The sequence below is a fragment of the Luteimonas terricola genome, assembly GCF_004352845.1.
Classification (GTDB): Bacteria; Pseudomonadota; Gammaproteobacteria; order Xanthomonadales; family Xanthomonadaceae; genus Luteimonas; species Luteimonas terricola.
On the sequence record NZ_SJRX01000005.1, the window covers coordinates 37,769 to 56,847 of the forward strand.

General features: G+C 66.9%; 21 protein-coding genes. 7 read left to right on the top strand and 14 right to left on the bottom strand.

What is annotated here, in order from left to right; all coding sequences use genetic code 11:
• Positions 1-33 precede the first annotated feature (33 nt).
• The 10 genes from E2169_RS09740 to E2169_RS09785 all read right to left on the bottom strand — a co-directional run bounded on the left by E2169_RS09740 (position 34) and on the right by E2169_RS09785 (position 8,835).
• Positions 34-1,032, bottom strand: coding sequence for a YcjF family protein (locus E2169_RS09740; protein WP_033470479.1), 999 nt, complete (start codon positions 1,030-1,032; stop codon positions 34-36).
• The gene (locus E2169_RS09745) at positions 1,029-1,256 is read right to left on the bottom strand and encodes an amphi-Trp domain-containing protein (protein WP_042928639.1); all 228 of its coding nucleotides are present in this window, start codon (positions 1,254-1,256) and stop codon (positions 1,029-1,031) included. The genes E2169_RS09740 and E2169_RS09745 overlap by 4 nt, the downstream gene beginning before the upstream one ends.
• A complete protein-coding gene (locus E2169_RS09750) occupies positions 1,253-2,002 on the bottom strand; it encodes a VC0807 family protein (protein ID WP_207918383.1) in 750 nt (249 codons plus the stop codon). Before E2169_RS09750 ends, E2169_RS09745 begins: the two co-directional genes overlap by 4 nt.
• The gene (locus E2169_RS09755) at positions 1,995-4,856 is read right to left on the bottom strand and encodes a cation-translocating P-type ATPase (RefSeq protein ID WP_198299133.1); all 2,862 of its coding nucleotides are present in this window, start codon (positions 4,854-4,856) and stop codon (positions 1,995-1,997) included. Before E2169_RS09755 ends, E2169_RS09750 begins: the two co-directional genes overlap by 8 nt.
• A 38-nt stretch (positions 4,857-4,894) precedes the next feature.
• Entirely contained in the window at positions 4,895-5,404 is a 510-nt protein-coding gene (locus E2169_RS09760; protein WP_042928640.1) for a universal stress protein, read from the bottom strand.
• Positions 5,405-5,517: 113 nt separating this feature from the next.
• Positions 5,518-6,393, bottom strand: a complete 876-nt coding sequence (gene htpX, locus E2169_RS09765; protein WP_132986429.1) for a protease HtpX — start codon at positions 6,391-6,393, stop codon at positions 5,518-5,520.
• Positions 6,394-6,409: 16 nt separating this feature from the next.
• Complete coding sequence (locus tag E2169_RS09770) at positions 6,410-7,021, bottom strand: hypothetical protein (RefSeq protein ID WP_048512751.1); 612 nt, start codon at positions 7,019-7,021, stop codon at positions 6,410-6,412.
• Positions 7,021-7,323, bottom strand: a complete 303-nt coding sequence (locus E2169_RS09775) for a P-II family nitrogen regulator (RefSeq protein WP_042928643.1) — start codon at positions 7,321-7,323, stop codon at positions 7,021-7,023. The genes E2169_RS09770 and E2169_RS09775 overlap by 1 nt, the downstream gene beginning before the upstream one ends.
• 4 nt (positions 7,324-7,327) lie before the next feature.
• Positions 7,328-8,278, bottom strand: coding sequence for a sodium-dependent bicarbonate transport family permease (locus E2169_RS09780; RefSeq protein WP_042928645.1), 951 nt, complete (start codon positions 8,276-8,278; stop codon positions 7,328-7,330).
• Positions 8,275-8,835: a hypothetical protein gene (locus E2169_RS09785; RefSeq protein WP_132986430.1), complete on the bottom strand. Its 561-nt coding sequence runs from the start codon at positions 8,833-8,835 to the stop codon at positions 8,275-8,277. The genes E2169_RS09780 and E2169_RS09785 overlap by 4 nt, the downstream gene beginning before the upstream one ends.
• A gap of 161 nt (positions 8,836-8,996) precedes the next feature.
• Between E2169_RS09785 and nhaR the strand changes: the two genes are divergently transcribed.
• On the top strand, positions 8,997-9,917 hold the full coding sequence (nhaR, locus tag E2169_RS09790) for a transcriptional activator NhaR (protein ID WP_048512752.1): 921 nt from the start codon (positions 8,997-8,999) through the stop codon (positions 9,915-9,917).
• A gap of 17 nt (positions 9,918-9,934) precedes the next feature.
• Entirely contained in the window at positions 9,935-10,885 is a 951-nt protein-coding gene (locus tag E2169_RS09795; protein ID WP_033470498.1) for an L-threonylcarbamoyladenylate synthase, read from the top strand.
• A gap of 258 nt (positions 10,886-11,143) precedes the next feature.
• Here the strand turns inward: E2169_RS09795 and E2169_RS09800 are convergent, their stop codons facing one another.
• Complete coding sequence (locus E2169_RS09800; RefSeq protein WP_229659165.1) at positions 11,144-11,554, bottom strand: hypothetical protein; 411 nt, start codon at positions 11,552-11,554, stop codon at positions 11,144-11,146.
• A gap of 47 nt (positions 11,555-11,601) precedes the next feature.
• Between E2169_RS09800 and E2169_RS09805 the strand changes: the two genes are divergently transcribed.
• The 5 genes from E2169_RS09805 (at position 11,602) to E2169_RS09825 (ending at position 16,450) form a co-directional block, all read left to right on the top strand.
• Complete coding sequence (locus tag E2169_RS09805) at positions 11,602-12,438, top strand: LysR family transcriptional regulator (protein ID WP_425480550.1); 837 nt, start codon at positions 11,602-11,604, stop codon at positions 12,436-12,438.
• A gap of 358 nt (positions 12,439-12,796) precedes the next feature.
• Positions 12,797-13,174, top strand: a complete 378-nt coding sequence (locus E2169_RS09810) for a DUF6746 family protein (RefSeq protein WP_132986432.1) — start codon at positions 12,797-12,799, stop codon at positions 13,172-13,174.
• Positions 13,175-13,241: 67 nt separating this feature from the next.
• Positions 13,242-14,171 carry a 30S ribosomal protein S6--L-glutamate ligase gene (rimK, locus tag E2169_RS09815; protein ID WP_132986433.1) on the top strand — a complete coding sequence of 310 codons (930 nt, stop codon included), beginning with the start codon at positions 13,242-13,244 and terminating at the stop codon, positions 14,169-14,171.
• A 265-nt stretch (positions 14,172-14,436) separates the two neighbouring features.
• The gene (locus E2169_RS09820; RefSeq protein ID WP_132986434.1) at positions 14,437-15,120 is read left to right on the top strand and encodes a response regulator transcription factor; all 684 of its coding nucleotides are present in this window, start codon (positions 14,437-14,439) and stop codon (positions 15,118-15,120) included.
• Positions 15,107-16,450 carry a sensor histidine kinase gene (locus E2169_RS09825; protein WP_229659163.1) on the top strand — a complete coding sequence of 448 codons (1,344 nt, stop codon included), beginning with the start codon at positions 15,107-15,109 and terminating at the stop codon, positions 16,448-16,450. Before E2169_RS09820 ends, E2169_RS09825 begins: the two co-directional genes overlap by 14 nt.
• 18 nt (positions 16,451-16,468) lie before the next feature.
• On the opposite strand, the gene E2169_RS09830 is transcribed toward E2169_RS09825, so the two are convergent.
• The 3 genes from E2169_RS09830 to metF are packed head-to-tail and all read right to left on the bottom strand — an operon-like array spanning position 16,469 to position 18,908.
• Positions 16,469-17,386 carry a branched-chain amino acid transaminase gene (locus E2169_RS09830; protein WP_132986436.1) on the bottom strand — a complete coding sequence of 306 codons (918 nt, stop codon included), beginning with the start codon at positions 17,384-17,386 and terminating at the stop codon, positions 16,469-16,471.
• A gap of 44 nt (positions 17,387-17,430) precedes the next feature.
• Positions 17,431-18,033, bottom strand: coding sequence for a hypothetical protein (locus tag E2169_RS09835; protein WP_132986437.1), 603 nt, complete (start codon positions 18,031-18,033; stop codon positions 17,431-17,433).
• A gap of 50 nt (positions 18,034-18,083) precedes the next feature.
• Positions 18,084-18,908: a methylenetetrahydrofolate reductase [NAD(P)H] gene (metF, locus tag E2169_RS09840; RefSeq protein WP_132986439.1), complete on the bottom strand. Its 825-nt coding sequence runs from the start codon at positions 18,906-18,908 to the stop codon at positions 18,084-18,086.
• Positions 18,909-19,079 lie beyond the last annotated feature (171 nt).

The window sequence follows — 19,079 nt, forward strand, 5'->3', positions numbered from 1 at the left end:
TGCGCGCACTGTGGGGAAAACCCGCATCGCCGATCACCGCCCGCGCACCATGGCCATGACCCGCCCCATATCGAGCGTTGCAGCCTGTTGCTGGATCTGGGGCAGGTATTGCGTTTGCATCTGCTTGGCGGGGCCGAGCAGGTTCTGGAACGTATCCTTAAGCATCACCGTATTCATCACCCGGCCGCCGGCGTAATAGCGTTTGGCGAGCTGCCCCAGGGCGTAGGTGGTGGCGAAGGAGAACGCCATGCCGGTGGCCGCGCTTCCCACCTTGCCGAAGGTCCTGCCCGCTGCCTTGCCGAGCAGGCCGCCCAGCAGCTTGCGGCCGAACTGCTCCAGATATTGCGAGGTGAGGCCGACCCCGGCGGCGGCGATGAATTCCTTGATGTGGCCCTGGTCGAGCTGGACGCCGTGGGCGCTGCCGATGCCGTAGACCATCTTGATCTGCAGCGGGATGATGGCCATCGATGCCCAGGACTGCGGCAGTAGTTCCAGCGCACCGTTCATCAAGGCGTAGTTGAGGATGGACTTGTCGAGTTCCGCCTCGGACACGTTCGGCTGCGCCGCCACCACCGGCCCGGGCGCGGCGGCTACAGCGGCGGCGCCTGCCGCGGCTACGGGGGCCGCGGCCTCGCTGAGCTCGACAATGGCGTCGGCCTCGCGCTCGAAGGCGGCGGTCTGCCCCGCATCGAGCTTCAACAGGGCTTTCAGCTCGTTCAGGAAGCGCTGCTCGGCCTCGCTCTGGCGACCGTCGGCGTCGCACACGCACACCGCCATTTCATACGCCAGCTGGCGTTCATGCCCTTCAGGGTGCTCGCCGGGGTCTTGCAACGCGGTAACGGCGGCATCCAGGCTGATGCGCTTGAGCAGCACGTCCTGATAGAGGCGGGCGAGATCAGGCGCGCCCGCTTCGCCGCCCAGCGACTCGGCGATGCGGCGGATTTCCTCGCGCTCGCGGTCGTGCTTGGCGCCGTCGGCGAAGGCGGCGTGGAGGGCGATGGCGAGGATGGCTTTCTGCTGTTCGGGGTTCATTGCGGGTTCTTCCATCTGATCTGGAATTCGATTTCTTCCGACTCGCCTTCCCGTTCGTGTTCGATGTTGCAGACCGCCCGCACCGGCACCGAGATTCTTTCGCCCGCGATCTGGATTTCAAAGCGTTCGCCCTGTTCGAGCGCATCGGCCAGGCGCCGCAATTTCGCAATGAACTCCGGCAGGGGGTAGGTTTTTTCCACATCGCGTTCAGGTTTGCTGTTCATGCGTGTCCTTTCAGTGCGTCGGTGAGTTTCAGTCCGGCCAACTCGCGGATGGAGCGCGCCAGGAAATAGAGCGCGGCCATCATGATCAACATGGAGGGCAGCGCGATCATGGGATAGCTAAACAGGGTGAGCCGCCCCAGCTCTTCGTTGAAGGCGGGGGAGCCGGATGGACTGGTGACGATCCAGGTGGCGAGAAAGTAGTTCATGACGGAGGAAAAAAAGAACGAGCCGGCCAGCATCCAGGTGGCGGCCCGCAGGCGCGTCTCGAAGGCGGCACGCTTGCCGCGTTCGTCCAGGCCGCGCTGAATCCGCTCGACATCCATCAGCGCCGGCGTGAACAGCAGCACCCGCACCAGCGGGTAGCGGCTATGGGCGGAAATGGCCACGGCCAGACCGATCAGGCCGGGAATGGCGGCTTCCTTGATGGCCAGCCACCGCGTGTCCAGTTGCAGCAGGCCGATCCCGCCGGTAAGCAGGATGCTGACCAGACCGAGCACGGCGAACAGGTTGAGCTTGCGCCGGGTAAGCAAATCCCGCGCGCCCCAGGCCAGCGGGAAAGCCAGCGCCAGCAGCAGCGCGTTGACGGCGCCCAGGTCTTCCGGGCCGCTCAGCTTCATCAGGATCAGAGAGGGAATGACGATAGCGATCAGCAGTTCGATCAGTGGGTTGTTTTTCCCGGATGCCGAAGAAGGTGCAGTGGAATGGCACGCCGCCCCCCGGCGCGCCCCGTGCTTGATTTCAGCCACGATTTCGCCACCACTTCTCGAGACCGATCACCGGCAGGATGAGGGCGCCGACAACGATGCTCAAAAGCACGTCGCCAGCGGAGAGGGGCGCGGACGCGAAGATCTCGTGCATGAACGGGGCGTAGACGAACAGCGCCTGCAGCACGAGGATCGCCGCGATCCCGACGAACACGGTCTTGTTGCTGAACACCCCGATCTTCAGCATCGAGTCACGCAGCGAGCGGCAGTTGAGCAGGTAGAAGATCTGGAACATGATCACCGTGGTGACGGCCATCGTTTGCGCCTTGGCGAGCGCTGCGGGTCCGCTGTCTCCCGCGGCTCGGAACTCGTAGAGGAAGAGCCCGAGCGCCCCGGCGGTCATCAGGATCGCCACCACGAAGGTGCGCATGACGACGAACCCGCTCAGCACTGGCGCGGCCGGGTTGCGCGGTGGGCGCCTCATGACGTTGGGCTCTTTCGCCTCGAACGCGAGCGGCAGCGCCAGCGCCACCGCCGCTACCAGATTGATCCATAGCAACTGCGCCGGCGTCATCGGCATCAGCAGCTCGCGCATCGTATGGGCGACGCCGTCGATGACGTGCGTGACATCGGCGAACGGGAAAAAGGCTACCGCCCACATCAGGATCAGCGCCAGCCCGAGGTTGGTCGGCAGCACGAAGGCGAGCGACTTGATGAGGTTGTCGTAGACGCGCCGCCCTTCCTCGACCGCCGCGGCGATGGAAGCGAAGTTGTCGTCGGCGAGCACGATCCCCGCCGCCTCCTTGGAGACGCTGGTCCCGGTGATCCCCATCGCCACGCCGATATTCGCCTGCTTGAGCGCGGGCGCATCGTTGACGCCGTCGCCGGTCATCGCGACCACTTCGTTGCGGCTCTGCAGGGCACGCACCAGGCCGAGCTTGTGCTCCGGCGCGACGCGCGCAAAGACGTTGCACGCGCCCGCCGCATCACGCAGCTGCACTTCGGACATCTGCGCGAGCTGGGCCCCGGCGATCGCCTTGGGTGCTGCGGGATTCTTAGGGAGGATGTTGAGCTGGTCCGCGATCGCCTGCGCCGTGCCCTGGTGGTCGCCGGTGATCATCTTCACGGTAATCCCGGCCTGATGGCAGAGCGCGATCGCCGCGATTGCCTCGGGACGCGGCGGGTCGATCATGCCCTGGAGCCCGAGGAAGGTGAACCCGCTTTGCGTGTCGTGCATCTCGATGCCAGTCTGCCCGCGCGCGGGCTGGGCGGCGAACGCCAGCACCCGCATCCCCTTGGCGGCCAGCTTTTCGACCTCGCGTAGCACCGCCTCCATATCGAGCACACGGCCGCCCGGCGTCGTGGCGCAACGCTTTAGCACGGCCTCCGGCGCACCCTTGAGCAGGATGCGTCCGCCGTCCTGCGCGTGGAGTGTGGCCATGAACTGGTTCTCGGACTCGAACGGAATCGTATCCAGGCGCTTGTGTTGCGCCCGCGCTTTCTCCACGTCCAGCGCGACCTTTTCCGCGGCGACAACGAGCGCGCCCTCCGTCGGATCGCCATGGATCTTCCACTGCCCCTCCTCGTTCGCGAGCGAGGCGTCGTTGCACAGCACCCCGGCGAGCAGCAGATCAGTCAGGTCCGCAGGCGCCGTCTTGACGAGCGTTCCCTCGCGCTGCAGTTGCCCCTTGGGCGCGTAGCCGACGCCCGACACGGCAAAGGCGCCGGAGGCGGGCGTCCAGAGCTCCTGCACGGTCATCTCGTTGCGGGTAAGGGTCCCGGTCTTGTCAGAGCAGATGACGGTGGTCGAGCCGAGGGTCTCGACGGCGGGGAGCTTGCGCACCACGGCACGGCGCGTCGCCATGCGCTGCACGCCGATCGCCAGCGCGATGGTCACGATCGCCGGCAGCCCCTCGGGGATGGCGCCCACCGCCAGCGCGATGGCGAAGATGACCGTCTCGCGCAGGGCCGGAAGCCACTCGACCCCGGTCTCGGCCATGGTTCGCCAGGTCCCGAGCAAGAGGATTCCGATCGCGATGACAACGATCGCGATGGTGATGTACCAGCCGATTTTGGCCAGCGCCTTGGTGAGCGGAGTCTGCAGATCGGTCGTTTCCCTCAGCATGGTGGAGATGCGGCCGAGCTCGGTCCTGGCGCCGGTCTCGACCACCACCGCGGTCCCCGTCCCGTAGGTGACCAGCGTGCCGCCAAAGACCATGCAGGTTCGGTCGCCGATGCCCGCCTCGGATGCCACCGGGGCGAGCCGTTTCTCCGTCGGCACCGACTCGCCGGTGAGCGCCGCCTCCTCGATCTGCAGGTTGCGCAACTGGATCAGGCGCATGTCCGCGGGCACCTTGTCTCCGCTGGCGAGCAGGACCATGTCGCCGGGGACGAGATCCGCTGCCGGGAGGGTGAGTTTGCGGCCCTCGCGCAAGGCGGAAACATTCTCCGGCACCATGCGGCTGAGCGCCTCGATCGCCTTGCCGGCCTTGAACTCCTGCACGAAGCCGATGATCGTGTTGAGCACCACCACCGCCAGGATCACCAGCCCGTTCTTGACCCCGCCGGTGGGGTCGACAGCCATCGCCACCAGCGCCGACACGATCAGCACCCAGATCAAGGGGTTGTTGACCTGCCGCCAGATCAGGTCGAGGGCGGTGTCCCCTTTGCCCCGGGGGATCACATTGGACCCGTAGGTCTTCAGACGCTGCACGGCTTCCGCGTTGGTGAGGCCATCCGGACGCGTCTCCATACGCGCGACCGTCTCGTCCACGCCCAGTGCGTGCCACGGCTGCCGATCCGGCATGCCCGCAGCGCCGCTGGAACCACCATTCATAGCAGACGCGTTGCTCGTGATGGCTTGTTGCGCCGTTGCTTTCATGCTCAGCTTGTGCACGCGTTCTTCTTGGTTGCCAGGGAGTCGACTCATGGCAATCATTCGGCGGCTGCAAAGAACAACGATGCCAAGCCCGTGCCGACGCCGGCTGGAATGCCGTAGCGTTCCAGCGGGGACACCGGGTCTCCTGCCACAACCTTGACCGGGACGGTCGTCAGCTCAATCACCTTGTTGATCGTCGAGTTCTCGACCATCCGGATCAGCGAGCTCTTGCGTGCGGCACCCACCACGATATGGTCGCAGTGGAGGCGGCGCGCCGCGTCGGTAATGACGTATGCCTTTTCCCCAAGTTCCATGTGCGCTTCATAGGGCACCCCGAACCTGTCTAGCATCTGTCTGCTTGGCAGCAGCGCCAACTCGGCCTGATCGCGATGGAAATCGTGGCGATCTCTTCTGCTCACGAATCGTGAAACGTATTGGGAAAATGGCGTCTGAACATTCAATAGATGAATTTCCAACGCCGCGTTCTTCCTGAATTCATTGACGACGTGCCGCACCGCATGGAGCGAGTTGCTTGAGCCGTCGACCGGAACGAGTATTTTCAACATGGCGCGGGTTCCTTTCCAATGGCCAGCTATAGTCGGGAAATCAGATCGAACGGCAGTAGGACTCAGACCACCACCGCGCCCAGCAACAGGCGGGCTGCAAGCCGCGTGCGCATTCATTGCGCTGCCTTGAGCGCCGCGATGCGTTTGGTCAGCGGCGGGTGGGTCATGAACAGGCGCTTGAGACCCGACGCACCTCCGCCGGCGATGCCGAAGGCCGTCATCTTGTCGGGCAGGGGCGCAGGCTGCAGCGCACTGAGCCGCTCCAACGCTGCAATCATGGCGCCGCGCCCGGCCAGTGACGCGCCGCCCGCGTCGGCGCGGAACTCCCGTTGGCGCGAGAACCACATGACGATGAGGGAGGCCAGGATGCCCAGCACCAAGTCGGCGATGATGACCGTCACCCAGAATGCCGGGCCGTGCCCGTTCTCGCTCTTGAAGATTATCCGGTCCACCGTGTGGCCGATCACCCGCGAGAGGAACAGCACGAAGGTGTTCACCACGCCCTGGATCAGCGCCAGCGTCACCATGTCGCCATTGGCGGCGTGCGCGACTTCATGGCCCAGCACGGCTTCTGCCTCCTCGCGCGTCATCTGCTGCAAGAGGCCGGTGGAGACGGCGATCAGCGCCTTGTTCCTGCTCATCCCGGTGGCGAAGGCGTTGACGTCGGGCGCGTCGTAAATGCCTACCTCGGGCATGCCTATGCCCGCCTGCCGCGCGTACTTGCGAACCGTATCTACCAGCCAGGCTTCGGTCGTATTCGATGGCGCCTTGATCACCCGCACGCCCATCATCTTCTTGGCCATCCACTTGGAGACGGCCAGCGAGATGAGCGATCCGCCGAAGCCCATCACCGCGGCGAAGATCAGCAGCGCCGTCAAGTTCAGTCCCTGTTCGTTCAGCCATGGCTCCACCCCCAGCAGGCGCATGCTGACCGAGAGCACCAGCAAAATGGCCAGGTTGGTGGCGAGAAACAGGACGATGCGCTTCATGCTCGGCTCCCTGGCATCATTGCCGTGAGGAATGTTGCAAACGAACTTCGATCAAACCGCCCGGGCGGCGCATCAGCGCGAACTCGATGGACTCCTGACTATGTCGAAACCGGTGCCTTTCCTCCTCTGGCATGGCGGAAATCACCTCCTGGACGAACCCGGCGTCGGCGAAGCCCCGGACATAGTGCGCCAGCGCCGCGTCGAAACCCGCGCGGCCGGCGTAACGCACTTCGGTCGTCTCGCCATCGCGCGCGTAATGACTGCGCACCAGGCCTGGGAAGCGCGGGACCGGGCCGAGGTCGGTGCCGCTGACATCGCGCGCGGGCGGCGCTTCGCCGAGGCCCGGCAGCCACCGGTCCGCCTGCTCCTGAATGCCCGGCAGCCAGCGCTCCGCCTGCTCTTTGAGACCGGGCGCTGCCTGTTCAACCGTTGCCGCCGCCTCGTCGGCCAAACGCTTGCCGGTCTCCGTCGCCACCGGCGCCTGCGCCCACAGCCAGGACAACAGCGCGATGCCGGCCCAGACGAGCAGGCCGACGATGGCGAAGGCGAGCCCGCCCAGGATCAGCCAGGTGCGCGCCCGAATATTTCCCAGCCACGATGCGGCCTGCGCCAAGTTTCTTTTTGCCATCAGAACTTCTCCGGCCGCAGCACCGCGACGTCGGACACGAACAGGATCATGGCGTAGTTCTCGTAGTAGCGGGCCTGCAGATGTGCGGCGATGGCCTCGGCGGTCGCCGCATCGCATACGACCTCGATGCGGATGTTGCTGCTCGCATCCCACGCGGAGCTGCGCACGCCCCGGCTGCCCTTGCCGCGGGCGTCGGTAATGGTGTAGCCCCGGACTCCCAGGCGTTCGAGGTCCTTGATCAAGACGCTCTCCAGGGCGGCCTCGGTGATGATGGTCAGCAGTTTGCGCATCGAACTGTTCATGAACCTAGCCTCCGGTCAGGGCGAATGCTTGCGTCGCCATGGCGTGATAGAGCGGAATGCCGACCAGGACGTTGAACGGGAAAGTGACGCCCAAGGAAGCGGCCAGCGACAGCGTCGGGTTGGCCTCCGGCACCGAAATGCGCATGGCGGCGGGCACGGCGATGTAGGACGCACTCGCTGCCAGGATGGCCAGCATGGCCGTGCCCCCCAGCGACAGCCCGAGTCCGTAACCCAGCGCGATGCCCACCACGGAGGAGAACAGCGGCATGCCGATGCCGAACAGCACGAGGAACAGGCCGTGCCGCCGCAGGCTGCCGAACTGGGCGGCCGTGATCAGCCCCATTTCCAGGAGGAACAGGGCAAGGATTCCCTTGAACAGATCGAAGAACAGCGGCTTGACGGAAGTCAGTCCCTCCGGGCCGGCGGCCCAGCCGATCAGCAGCCCGCCGACGAGCAGCACGATGCCCTTGCCCAGAAACACCTCATGCGCGACCGTGCCGATCCGCATGTCACGGGAGAACCCGCGGGCCAGCAGGATCCCCACCAGGATGGCCGGGATCTCCAGCACGGCGAGCAGGAACGGCATGTGCGACTCGAACTCGATCTGCCGGCTGGCGAAATAGGTGGTGGCGACGGCATAGGTGCCGACGCTCACCGAGCCATAGTGGGCGGCAACGGATGCCGCGTCCGCACGGGGGAAACGCCCCATGAACCGCAGCACCGGAAAGGCGACCAGCGGCAACAGTACGCCCATCGCCATGACCGCGAGGGCTTGCAGCGCGAGGTCACCGAAGGGTTGCCTGGCGAGTTCGATGCCGCCCTTGAGGCCGATGGCGAGCAGCAGCAGCATGCTCACCAGTTCATAGACGGCCGCGGGCAGTCGCAGCTCCGAGCGCAGCAGGCCAGCGGCCAAGCCGAGCAGGAAGAACAGCAGGACGGGGTCGAGGGTGCTCAAGATGGCGTTCCTTCATCGTGCGGCTGCGCCGATGGCAGGACCAGGCTGCCGCCGGCGTCCTGGTAGATCGGCGGCAGCACGAGTTCCGGGTAGCGTGCTTCGAGCACCTGCAGCTCCGCGCTCACGCTGGAGTCGGGCGCATTGCCTGCGAAGACCGGGATGAAGCGTGCGGCGAGCGTGGTCGCGTCTTCATGGCCGAAGCAGTCCAACAGCGCCGCCACCAGGTCGACGCGGGAGACGGCGCTTGCCGCCGTCTCGAGCCAGCACAGCATCCAGATCCCGTTGATCCCTGTTGTCTCCAGGATACGGACGGTTCGCCGCGCGCCGGCCGCATCCGGCAGAACCAGCGCGCACGGCAAGTTCGCCACGCCTTCTTCGTCGATCCAGATGCCTTGCACGGTTTCAACGTCGCTGGCGGGCAACCGGCGGCCCAGAATCGACAGGTAAGCGGCCAGATCTTCGCTGGCGCGCTCCAGATCCCCATCGCTGCGCACGAGCAAGAAGGCGCTTCTGGACTCGGTCGGCATGTCTTCATCCCCTGCGTAGGTGGCGGGCACTGGACGCTTCTCACCACGAGCGCCTGAGGCGCGAAAGGCCGTGCAGGACCCGTCCTGTTGTTACCCGGAAGGTAACCTGGTGAATTTTGACGGTCTGGATGATTCATATAAAGTCGAATATAATTCACAGACACTTCGTAAAAAGTTGCGAATAGCAGATAATGAATCTCAAACACCTGCGCTACTTCTGGGCGGTGGCCCACGCCGGGAGTGTGGCGGCGGCGTCCAATCAGTTGCATCTGACGCCGCAAACCGTCAGCGCCCAAATCAAGCTGCTCGAGGACGACCTCGGAACGGCCTTGTTCAAGCCTGCCGGACGCGGACTCGAACTCACCGAGGCGGGGCGCGTTGCGCTGTCCTACGCCGACGAGATCTTCGCGCTGGGTCACGAGATGGTCTCCTCGCTGCGGGCGAACGCAATCCCGGAGCAGACGATGGCTACGTTTCGCGTCGGTATTTCCGATGCGATCCCCAAGTCGCTGACACACCGGTTGCTGGCTTCGCTGAAGAGGGTGGAGAAGCCGATACGGCTGGTGTGCCACGAGGGCACGATCGACTGGTTGCTCGGGGAATTGGCACTGCACCGGCTGGAGATGGTGCTGGCCGATCGCCCGATGCCGGCAGGGTTGGCGGTCCGCGGCCACAGCCGCAAGCTGGGTGAAAGTGCCGTCGCCTTTTTTGCCGCGCCCGAGCTGGCGCGGCGCGGCGCGGCTTTTCCAGCCTGTCTGAACGGGGCGCCACTGCTGCTGCCCGGTCAGAACGCGGCGGTACGGGGCGAGATCGACCTCTGGCTGGGCGAGTCACGCCTGTACCCACGGGTCATCGGGGAGTTCGATGACAGCGCCCTGATGAAGGTCTTTGCACAGGCGGGTGAAGGCTATTTCCCCGCGCCCGCGATCCTCTCGGACGAGATCTGCGCGCGCTACGGCGTCAGCGAGGTGGGGCGGCTGGAGGAGGTGCGCGAGGCATTCTGGCTGATCAGCACGGAACGGCGCATCCAGCATCCGGAGGTTCGCGCCGTCCTGGAAGCCGCCCGCGGCGCGGTCTTCGTTCCGCAGGGCGACGGCCAAATGGCGCGGTAAATGCGGGAGTCCTGATCATGTTGCAACTTACTTCCCACCCGGACGATCTGTCCACCGCCGTGAACCTGCTGCGGGCGGGGGAACTCGTGGCGCTGCCTTTCGAGACCGTTTATGGGTTGGCCGCCGATGCGACCAACCCCGATGCCTTGCGCGCGATCTTTCGCGCCAAAGGCCGCCCGGCCGATCACCCGCTGATCGTGCATCTCGCCGCCACCGAGCAACTGTCGGACTGGGTCACCGAGGTACCGGAGGTGGTCTGGCGGCTGGCTTCGGCCTTTTGGCCAGGTCCGCTCACCCTGGTGCTGCCTGCCGCGCGAACGGTTTCGCCGCTGGTGACCGGCGGCCAAACGACCGTCGCGCTACGCGTGCCGGCACATCCGGTACCGCAGGCCGTCTTGCGACAGTTCGGTCGGGGCCTGGCCGCGCCATCCGCGAATCCTTTTGGTCAAATCAGTCCGACCACGGCGGCGCATGTGCGGCGACACCTGGCCGGAAAGATCGCGGCGGTGGTCGATGGCGGCCCCTGCCTGGTCGGCATCGAGTCGACCATCGTCGATCTCAGTCGTGAACATCCGCGCATTCTGCGTCCCGGCGCCATCACCACCGATATGCTCGCGCGCCACCTGTTTCTTGCGGGCACCGTTGCTGCGGCAGCGCCTCGCGTGCCAGGCGCCCTGGCCTCGCATTACGCGCCGCGCACGCCGTGCTACCGGATCCCGGCCGGGCTGGCCGAGGCGCCGTTTCCAGGCCGGCGTACCGGGCTGCTTGCGCAGCGCCCCGCAAATTGGCCGGTGGCGAAGTTCTGGCCGATGCCCTCGCAGTCCGAAGACTATGCGCGCGCGCTTTACGCGGCTTTGCACGAGGCCGATGCCACCAGTTGCGAGGTCTTGCTGATTGCGCTGCCGCCGGACGAACCGGCATGGGCGGCCATACACGACCGCTTGCGCCGTGCGACCCGATCTCTTTAGCGGACGGTGGCAGCGCAGCTTGGCGGAACGCCGCCTCAATGCGTGCGGGAGCGAGCAGTTCACGAGGGCACGCAACTAAAGCAGGGGCGCGCGGACGCCTGAACGCAGCGACGCAAATCGCGGCTTCGCTGATGTCCACGCCATAGACTCGCCCGTAGAGCGTCGAGCGAATCACCTCCCTCGTGGGCGGCTGACCTTGCGAGCGAAGATGAACGAAGCGCCACAACGCTTCGGCCTGGAAGACACCGGAGCAGCACGTCAAATCCAGCACCGCTCCCGTCCAGATAGGCCATCCATGACCTCATCGAGGATCAGCGAGACGACGACGGACAGTCGCGTGTAGTGCACGCCGTTTTGCAACGCTTCTGTGCGCTTTCCATCTGTCCACGGCTCAGCGTGCGCGAACTGCTCGTAGATCGAGCTGATGAGCTCGATCGGAATCACCTCGAACTGGTAGGGGAAGAAGCTGAGCTGCCCGCTTTCAGGATCGACAGCCGCCAGGAACTCCGCAACCCGCGTCAAGTGGTGAGCGGCCGGTGTCGTTTTCACCAAAGAAGGCGGAAACATATCGCCGTTGAGGGTCTGGGCCAGCCATGCGAACAGCTTGCTGGTCGCTGGCCGGTCGCGCAGTCCCGCCGGCAACGCCGTGCGGCCGCATACCCGCTTCAACCGCGTCGCACTAACGATCTGGCGGTCTGGCCCGTGCAGCCGAGCGTCTGGGCATCGAGCAGTCGCCTGTGTCGCGTGCGATGCGCGACCTGGAAAGCCAGCTTGGCGTGCAGTTGTTCGACCGCAGCACACGCCTGACGCGGCTGACCTGGGCCGGCCAGGTGTTCCTCGGCGAATGCCGGCGCGTGATGGCCACCGTGGAGCAGGCAGTCAAGAGCGCCAAGGCGGCGGCACAGGGCTACCAGGGCCATCTGCGCATCGCCATCTGCGACAGCCTGGCGCAGCCCCACATCGCCACCTTGCTGGCACGCAGCCGCGAGGATGAGCCCGAGCTGGAGATTCGCGTCTTCGAGCTGCCGTTCGCGCAGCAGCTCAAGATGCTGCACAACGATCTGCTGGACATCGGCTTTGCGTTGTCAAACGCGGTGCATGCTGGCCTCGTCGCTGAGCCGGTGTGGACCGATCCACTGTCGGTGATCGTGCCCGCACGCCACCCCTTGCTGGCACACATGCAGGTGCCGCTGGCCGAAGCCTTGAAGTTCCCGCTGGTTCTGTGCCATCCCGAATCGGGATCGGGCTGCCGCCATCAGATTCAAGCGATGCTGCAGGACGCGGGCACGCCGCTCAAGCTGGTCGATGAAGTGACCAGCCTCGGCGTGATGCTGACCCTGGTCGGCGCCGGCTACGGCATCGGCTTCGCCATCGCCTCGCAAGTGCAGACCCTACAGCGCCCGGACATCTCCATTCGTCCCCTGGCCGGCACCCCACCGATGCTCTCTACCTACCTGCTGCGCCGCCAGGGCGAACCCTCGGAGCCCATGAAGCGGTTCATCGAGCGGGTGAAAGACGAGGCCGCGCCGATCGATGATGAGCCGGTCCTTTGAGGACGCAGCTCGCCTGTCCGTTGCGACCTGTGGCGTGGTGTGCCAGTAGACAGATAGACTTCGGAATGAAATCCGATGCTCTGGCTGTTGGTGGATGTGCTTGGCTCGCTTTGGATCACCCGCAACGGCCTGCGTTGACCAGGCCGAAGACTTGAGTCCACAATCGAGTCCATTCCGTGACGCTTGGATCGGAAAAGACGTTCGTAATAAACGAGTTAGCGAACGGGTGCTGTTCCCTTCGCCCGCTCCAGCTCCCGACCTGGACCCTTGTCCGTCGGCGTGCTGCCGGCAGCCGCATGTGCATGCATTTGGTAATGGGATTCATTATCATTCGCTGCCCAGACCCCAGGAGTTCCCCATGAAGTTTCCGACCGCGCTGCTTGCCGGCGCCCTGCTCGTGCTGTCCCTGCCATTCATCGCCCAGGCCGACGAGCGCCCCGACCACTACAAGGGCGAGGCTTCGCCCACGCTGGACGCAGCGATGACCAACCTCGGCGAGTACAACGCGCAGCTTGCCGCGATCCTTGCCAAGGACGAACTCGGTCCGGAGGACACCGCGAAGATCCACGAGCTGACCTACACGCTCGAGAACGCGCTGGCGAAGATCAAGTCCGAAGTCGAGGAGCTGGAAGAGACCCTCGAGGACGTGCACGTGGCGTCCGAGCGCTACGAAGTCGATGTCGTGAAGACGCAGGGCAGCAAGTACCTCGACGGCGCGGCGAAGCTCACGCGCTGACGTCACACGCTCTGCGCGCGCCGTTCTCCACGCTGCTCCACCCGCAATCCTCCCCGCGCAGGCGCCCATGAAGCTCGCGATCCTCTCGCGCAACAGCAAGCTGTACTCCACGCGCCGCCTGGTCGAGGCGGCGCGGCAGCGCGGCCACAGCGTGCGCGTGCTCGACCCGCTGCGTTGCTACATGCGCATCGGCAAGGAAGGCTTCGCGCTGCGCTACAAGGGCCAGTCGCTGGCCGGCTATGGCGCGGTGATCCCGCGCATCGGCGCCTCGATCAACCGCTATGGCAACGCCGTGCTGCACCAGTTCGAACTGATGGGCTGCCATACGCCCAACCCGTCGGCGGCGATCATGTCCGCGCGCGACAAGCTGCGCTGCCACCAGCTGCTGGCGGCGCAGGGCATCGACATGCCGGTGACCGTGTTCGGCGACAACCCCGACGACACCGACGACCTGCTGGCGATGCTCGGCGAGCCGCCGCACGTGATCAAGCTCACCGAGGGCAGCCAGGGGCGCGGGGTGATGCTGACCGAGAAGCCCTCGGCCTCGCGCAGCGTGGTCGACGCGCTGCGCGGGCTGTACGCGACCTTCCTGCTGCAGGAATTCATCGCCGAGGCCGGCGGCGCGGACCTGCGCTGCCTGGTGGTGGGCGACGAGGTGGTGGCGGCGATGCGCAGGCAGGCTCCCGAAGGCGACTTCCGGGCGAACCTGCATCGCGGCGGCAGCGCCGAGGGCGTACAGCTGGACGCGGCCGAAGCCGAGGTCGCGGTACGGGCTGCGCAGGCCCTGGGCCTGGGCGTGGCCGGGGTCGACCTAGTCTCGTCCGCGCGCGGTCCGCTGGTGCTCGAGGTCAACGTTTCGCCGGGGCTTGAAGGCATCGAGCGTTCCACCGGTGTGGACGTGGCGGGCCGGATCGTCGATTTTGTTGCGGCCGGCGCCACCGGAACCGGGATGCCGTCGCGCAAGCGCGTGAGACGCCGTTCCGGAATGAAAATTTAACGTCGCGTTTAACGCCTCTTTAATCGCAGCGCGGGTAGCTTGGCCCGACCGAAATCCCTTGTGCGTCATCGGATCTCTCCTGTCGTCAGTCGTGGATTGCGGTCATCGGGGCAATACATTTCGGCCCGGGCGGTTTGCCCGGGCCTTTTTCTGCGCGCGCCGCCGTCGTCGCGCCGGGCATGCGGCGGCCTGTGCAAGAATCGGCCGCATCGGAACGTGTGGGCTGCGCCGCGGTCCAATACAGACCCATCCATAGGACCCACGCATGCGCATCCTCGTGATCGAAGACAACCAGGACATCGCCGCCAACATCGGTGACTACCTGGAGGACCGCGGCCACACGGTCGACTTCGCCGCCGATGGCGTCACCGGCCTGCACCTGGCGGTCGTCCACGATTTCGACGCCGTGGTGCTCGACCTCAACCTGCCCGGCATGGACGGCCTCGAGGTCTGCCGCAAGCTGCGCAACGAGGCCCGCAAGCAGACCCCGGTGCTGATGCTGACCGCCCGCGACAGCCTCGACAGCAAGCTTGCCGGCTTCGACTCCGGTGCCGACGACTATCTGATCAAGCCCTTCGCGCTGCAGGAGGTCGAGGTCCGGCTCAACGCACTGGCGCGCCGCGGCAAGGGCGTGCAGACGCGCGTGCTGGAAGTCGCCGACCTGGAATACAACCTCGACACCCTCGAGGTGCGCCGCGCCGGCAAGCTGGTGCAGCTCAATCCCACGGCGCTGAAGATCCTGCAGTCGTTGATGGAAGCCTCGCCGGCGGTGGTCACCCGGCAGGAGCTCGAGACCCGCGTCTGGGGCGAGGAACTGCCGGATTCGGACAGCCTGCGCGTGCACATCCACGGCCTGCGCGCGGTGATCGACAAGCCGTTCCCGACCTTGCTGGTGCAGACCCGCCATGGCATCGGCTACCGGATCGCCGCGCCCGATGTCGCAAGCTGAGGGCGGCGCTCCGGCGCCGGCGTTCCCCGGCCGGCGGCGCTATCGGCGTCGGCTGCGCAGCCGCATCATCCTCTCGTTCGCCCTGCTCGGACTCGGGCTGACGGCGATGTTCGCGATTGCGGCGGCCTTCGTCGGCGCCGTCGTGGAAGACCAGGCGGTCGGCAGCGTGCTCAAGGAGAACGTGGACGATTACGCCCAGCGCTTCTACGAGGACCGCACGGCGCAGTGGGCTCCGCTGGGCAGCGTGCGCGCGCATGTCTACGGGCCCGGCGGTCGCCACAACGTGCCCCCGGAGTGGGCCGAGCTCGACACCGGCGTCTACAACATCACCGGCGAGGAGAGCGGAGAGCCCTTCGTCTACCGCGTGGTGGTGAAGAAGGACCCCGACTACTGGTTCTTCCTCGCCCAGGACATGACCAGCACTGCCGAGGTGCGCGCCCGCATCAAGCTGATCCTGATTGCCGCGGTGGTGCTGTTCACCCTGCTGGCCGGCGTGATCGGCTGGTGGTCGGCGGCGCGGGTGATGCGACCGGTGTCGGAACTGGCGAACCTCCTCGGCGCGTCGGGCGACAAGGCGGGTCCCGGCGAGTTGGCACCGCACTTCCCGGATGACGAAGTCGGCGAGCTGGCCACCGCGCTCGACGACTACGCCGCGCGCCTGACCGAGGTGGTCCAGCGCGACCGCGAGTTCAACGCCGACGTCAGCCACGAGCTGCGGACGCCGCTGGCGGTGGTCAAGGGCGCGGTGGAGCTGCTGCTCAGCCGGCCTGACCTGGACGAGAAAACCGTCGCGCGCCTGCAGCGCATCCAGCGCGCCGAGCAGCAGTGCACCGACCTCATCAGCGCCCTGCTGCTGCTCTCGCGCGCCGAGCGTGGACACGGCAGCACCGATGTCTGCCGCGTGGCCGAGCAGCTGCTGGAGGCACACCGCTCCCAGCTCGGCGGCAAGGCGCTGGAGCTGCTGCTGGAAGGCGAGGCGGGCACCCTGGTGGTGGACGCGCCGGAGTCGGCGGTGTCGGTGGCGCTGGGCAACCTGATCGGCAACGCGGTGAAGTACACCACCGCAGGTACGGTCATCGTGCGCCTGCGCGAGCGCGCCGTGGACGTGATCGACTCGGGCCCCGGCCTGAGCGCGGAAGACGCCGCGCACCTGTTCCAGCGCGGCTACCGTGGCAGCCACGCGGAGCATACCCACGGCGGTGGCATCGGCCTGTCGATCGTGCGCCGGCTGTGCCGGCTGTACGACTGGCAGGTGCGGGTGGTGCCGGGAGCGGAGCGCGGCGTGGTGGCCACGCTGCGCTTCGATGTCGACGCGGACGAGGCCGGCTGAGGCCGGCGGGGCGCGCGGCTACGCGTCCAACCGCTCCAGCCAGCCATACTTGTCCGGCGTGCGGCCCTCGAACAGTCCGAAGAAGAGCTCCTGCAGGCGCAGCGTGACCGGACCGGCCTTGCCGGCACCGACCTGGCGGCCGTCGACCGAGCGGATCGGCGTGATCTCGGCGGCGGTGCCGCACATGAAGAGCTCGTCGCACAGGTACAGGTATTCGCGCGGCAGGTCGCGCTCGATCACCTCGATGCCGACGTCGCGCGCCAGGCGGATGATCGAGTCGCGGGTGATGCCGTTGAGCAGCGCGGCGCTGACCGGCGTGGTGTGCAGCGCGCCGTCGAACACCAGGAACAGGTTCTCGCCGGCGCCTTCCGACAGCAGTCCGGTGGATGCCAGCGCGATGCCCTCGCCGAAGCCCAGGCGCCGCGCCTCGCGCGCCACCAGCTGGCCCGAGAGGTAGTTGCCGCCGGCCTTGGCGCCGGCCGGGATGGTGTTGGGCGCGACCCGCTGCCAGCTCGACACGCAGGCGTCGATGCCTTCGGTGAGCGCGCCTTCGCCCAGGTACGGCCCCATGTGCCAGGTGGCGACGGCGACGTCGATCGGCGTCTCCGCGCTGAGCCCGAAGCCGCCGAGGCCGCGCCACGCGACCGGGCGCAGATAGGCCTGCTCGAATCCGTTCCTGCGCAGGACCTCGTGGCAGGCGGCGTTGAGCTCGTCGAGCGTGTACGGGATCTGCATTTCATGGATCCGTGCCGAGGCGAACAGGCGACGGTTGTGGTCCTGCAGGCGGAAGATCGCGCTGCCCTGCGGCGTCCTGTAGGCACGGATGCCTTCGAACACCGAAGACCCGTAGTGCAGGCCGTGCGACATCACGTGCGTGGTCGCCTCGGCCCAGGGCTTGATGCCGCCGTTGTGCCAGATCCATTCCGGGTACTGCATCGCGCCGCTCCGCTGTGTGGAAGCGGCATTGTGCCGCAGTGCGCTCAGAGCGTGATCCACCAGCAGTCCATGTGCCGGCGCAGGCCGAAGGTGGTGCTGGACGGCGTGATGCCGTCGGCCAGCGCCTGGTCGACGCGCAGCGCCACCGGCCGCCGTGGTGCGGGCGGCGTGGCCGGCAGCGCCGCGCGGCCGTCGATGGCGGCCAGCGGCGCGGGATCGGCCGATGCGACCACCGCCTCCGCCGGGCGCAGCGCGGAGATGTTGAGCAGAGGGCGCCGGGCGATCGCGTCCAGCCGCTCGATCACCGCATAGCCGTTGCGGTGCGACATGCCCACCCAGTGGTAGCTGCGCGCGAGGCGGTTGGTGTCGCCGGCGTCGATCGCCGCCGTGACCTCGAACACCAGGTCCTGGAGGCGGCGCGAGCAGCCGCCGCGATAGCGGAGCGCGGCGCCGCCGACGGTGCCGCCGGTGCGCGGCCGGTTCTCGACCGCGCCCAGGGACTCGCAGCTGCGGTCGGTGTACACCGCGCCGCCGTCGGGCGTGGTGCAGCGCCGGATCTGGGCGGCGGCGGGCGGGGGCAGGGCCGCGGCGATCGCCACGGCCGACAGCAGCGCGCCGGCCAGGGCAGGGTGTCGCAGGTACGGCATCGGCCAAGGGTACAGCGGCGGCCTGCCGCGCAGAAGCGTTCGCGGGTGGATCAGCCCAGCTGGTCGAGCACCGCGATCGTCGGTCGCGCGAGGTTGAGGGTATAGAAGTGCAGCCCCGGCGCGCCGCCGTCCACAAGACGCCGGCAAAGCCCGGCAACGACATCGGTCCCCAGCTTGCGGACGCTCTCGGCATCGTCGCCATAGGCGACCATGCGCTTGGCCACCCAGCGCGGGATTTCGGCGCCGCAGGCTTCCGAAAACCGCCGCAGCTGGGTGAAGTTCGAGATCGGCATGATCCCGGGCACGATCGGGACCTCGACGCCCGCGGCGCGGGCGTCGTCGACGAAGCGGAAATAGGCGTCGGCGTTGTAGAAATACTGGGTGATGGCGCCGTTGGCGCCGGCATCGACCTTGGTCTTGAAGTGGCGCAGGTCGGTGAGCGCGTCCTCGGCCTGCGGATGGGTTTCCGGATAGCAGGCCACTTCGATGTGGAAATGGTCGCCGTGCGCGGCGCGGATGAAGGCGACCAGGTCGGCGGCATGGCGGAATTCGCCGGGCTGGCCCATGCCCGAAGGCAGGTCGCCGCGCAGGGCGACGATGCGGCGGCAGCCGGCGTCGCGGTAGGTCTGCAGCAGCGCTGCGATCTCGTCGCGCGTGCCGCCCACGCAGGACAGGTGCGGTGCGGCGTCGAGGCCGTGCGCATCGATCAGTCCGCGCACGGTGTCGCCTGTGTAGCTGAGCGTCGATCCACCCGCGCCGAAGGTGCAGGAGACGTATTCCGGCCCATGGGCCTTGAGCCGCGCGGCGGTGCGGTCGAGCTGCGCGCGCTGTTCATCGCTCTTGGGCGGGTAGAACTCGAAGCTGATCGGTGTCATGGCGTCCGGCGGCCGGCGGGGTCGGTGGATCATATCGCTTTATCGCGATGGATGTGAACACCGGGAACGTGGAAAAGCATTTGCCACGGATGGCGCGGATCGGGGGGGGGGGGGGGGGGGGCGGGGGGGGGGGGGGGGTGGGGGTTGTTGGTAGAGGGGGGGAGACACCCC

Excerpts from the sequence above, each read along its gene's own strand:
- E2169_RS09740 (WP_033470479.1), bottom strand. The coding sequence starts at position 1,032 with ATGAACCCCGAACAGCAGAAAGCCATCCTCGCCATCGCCCTCCACGCC.
- E2169_RS09745 (WP_042928639.1), bottom strand. The coding sequence starts at position 1,256 with ATGAACAGCAAACCTGAACGCGATGTGGAAAAAACCTACCCCCTGCCG.
- E2169_RS09760 (WP_042928640.1), bottom strand. The coding sequence starts at position 5,404 with ATGTTGAAAATACTCGTTCCGGTCGACGGCTCAAGCAACTCGCTCCAT.
- htpX (WP_132986429.1), bottom strand. The coding sequence starts at position 6,393 with ATGAAGCGCATCGTCCTGTTTCTCGCCACCAACCTGGCCATTTTGCTG.
- E2169_RS09770 (WP_048512751.1), bottom strand. The coding sequence starts at position 7,021 with ATGGCAAAAAGAAACTTGGCGCAGGCCGCATCGTGGCTGGGAAATATT.
- E2169_RS09775 (WP_042928643.1), bottom strand. The coding sequence starts at position 7,323 with ATGAACAGTTCGATGCGCAAACTGCTGACCATCATCACCGAGGCCGCC.
- nhaR (WP_048512752.1), top strand. The coding sequence starts at position 8,997 with ATGAATCTCAAACACCTGCGCTACTTCTGGGCGGTGGCCCACGCCGGG.
- E2169_RS09795 (WP_033470498.1), top strand. The coding sequence starts at position 9,935 with ATGTTGCAACTTACTTCCCACCCGGACGATCTGTCCACCGCCGTGAAC.
- E2169_RS09810 (WP_132986432.1), top strand. The coding sequence starts at position 12,797 with ATGAAGTTTCCGACCGCGCTGCTTGCCGGCGCCCTGCTCGTGCTGTCC.
- rimK (WP_132986433.1), top strand. The coding sequence starts at position 13,242 with ATGAAGCTCGCGATCCTCTCGCGCAACAGCAAGCTGTACTCCACGCGC.
- E2169_RS09820 (WP_132986434.1), top strand. The coding sequence starts at position 14,437 with ATGCGCATCCTCGTGATCGAAGACAACCAGGACATCGCCGCCAACATC.
- E2169_RS09825 (WP_229659163.1), top strand. The coding sequence starts at position 15,107 with ATGTCGCAAGCTGAGGGCGGCGCTCCGGCGCCGGCGTTCCCCGGCCGG.
- E2169_RS09830 (WP_132986436.1), bottom strand. The coding sequence starts at position 17,386 with ATGCAGTACCCGGAATGGATCTGGCACAACGGCGGCATCAAGCCCTGG.
- E2169_RS09835 (WP_132986437.1), bottom strand. The coding sequence starts at position 18,033 with ATGCCGTACCTGCGACACCCTGCCCTGGCCGGCGCGCTGCTGTCGGCC.
- metF (WP_132986439.1), bottom strand. The coding sequence starts at position 18,908 with ATGACACCGATCAGCTTCGAGTTCTACCCGCCCAAGAGCGATGAACAG.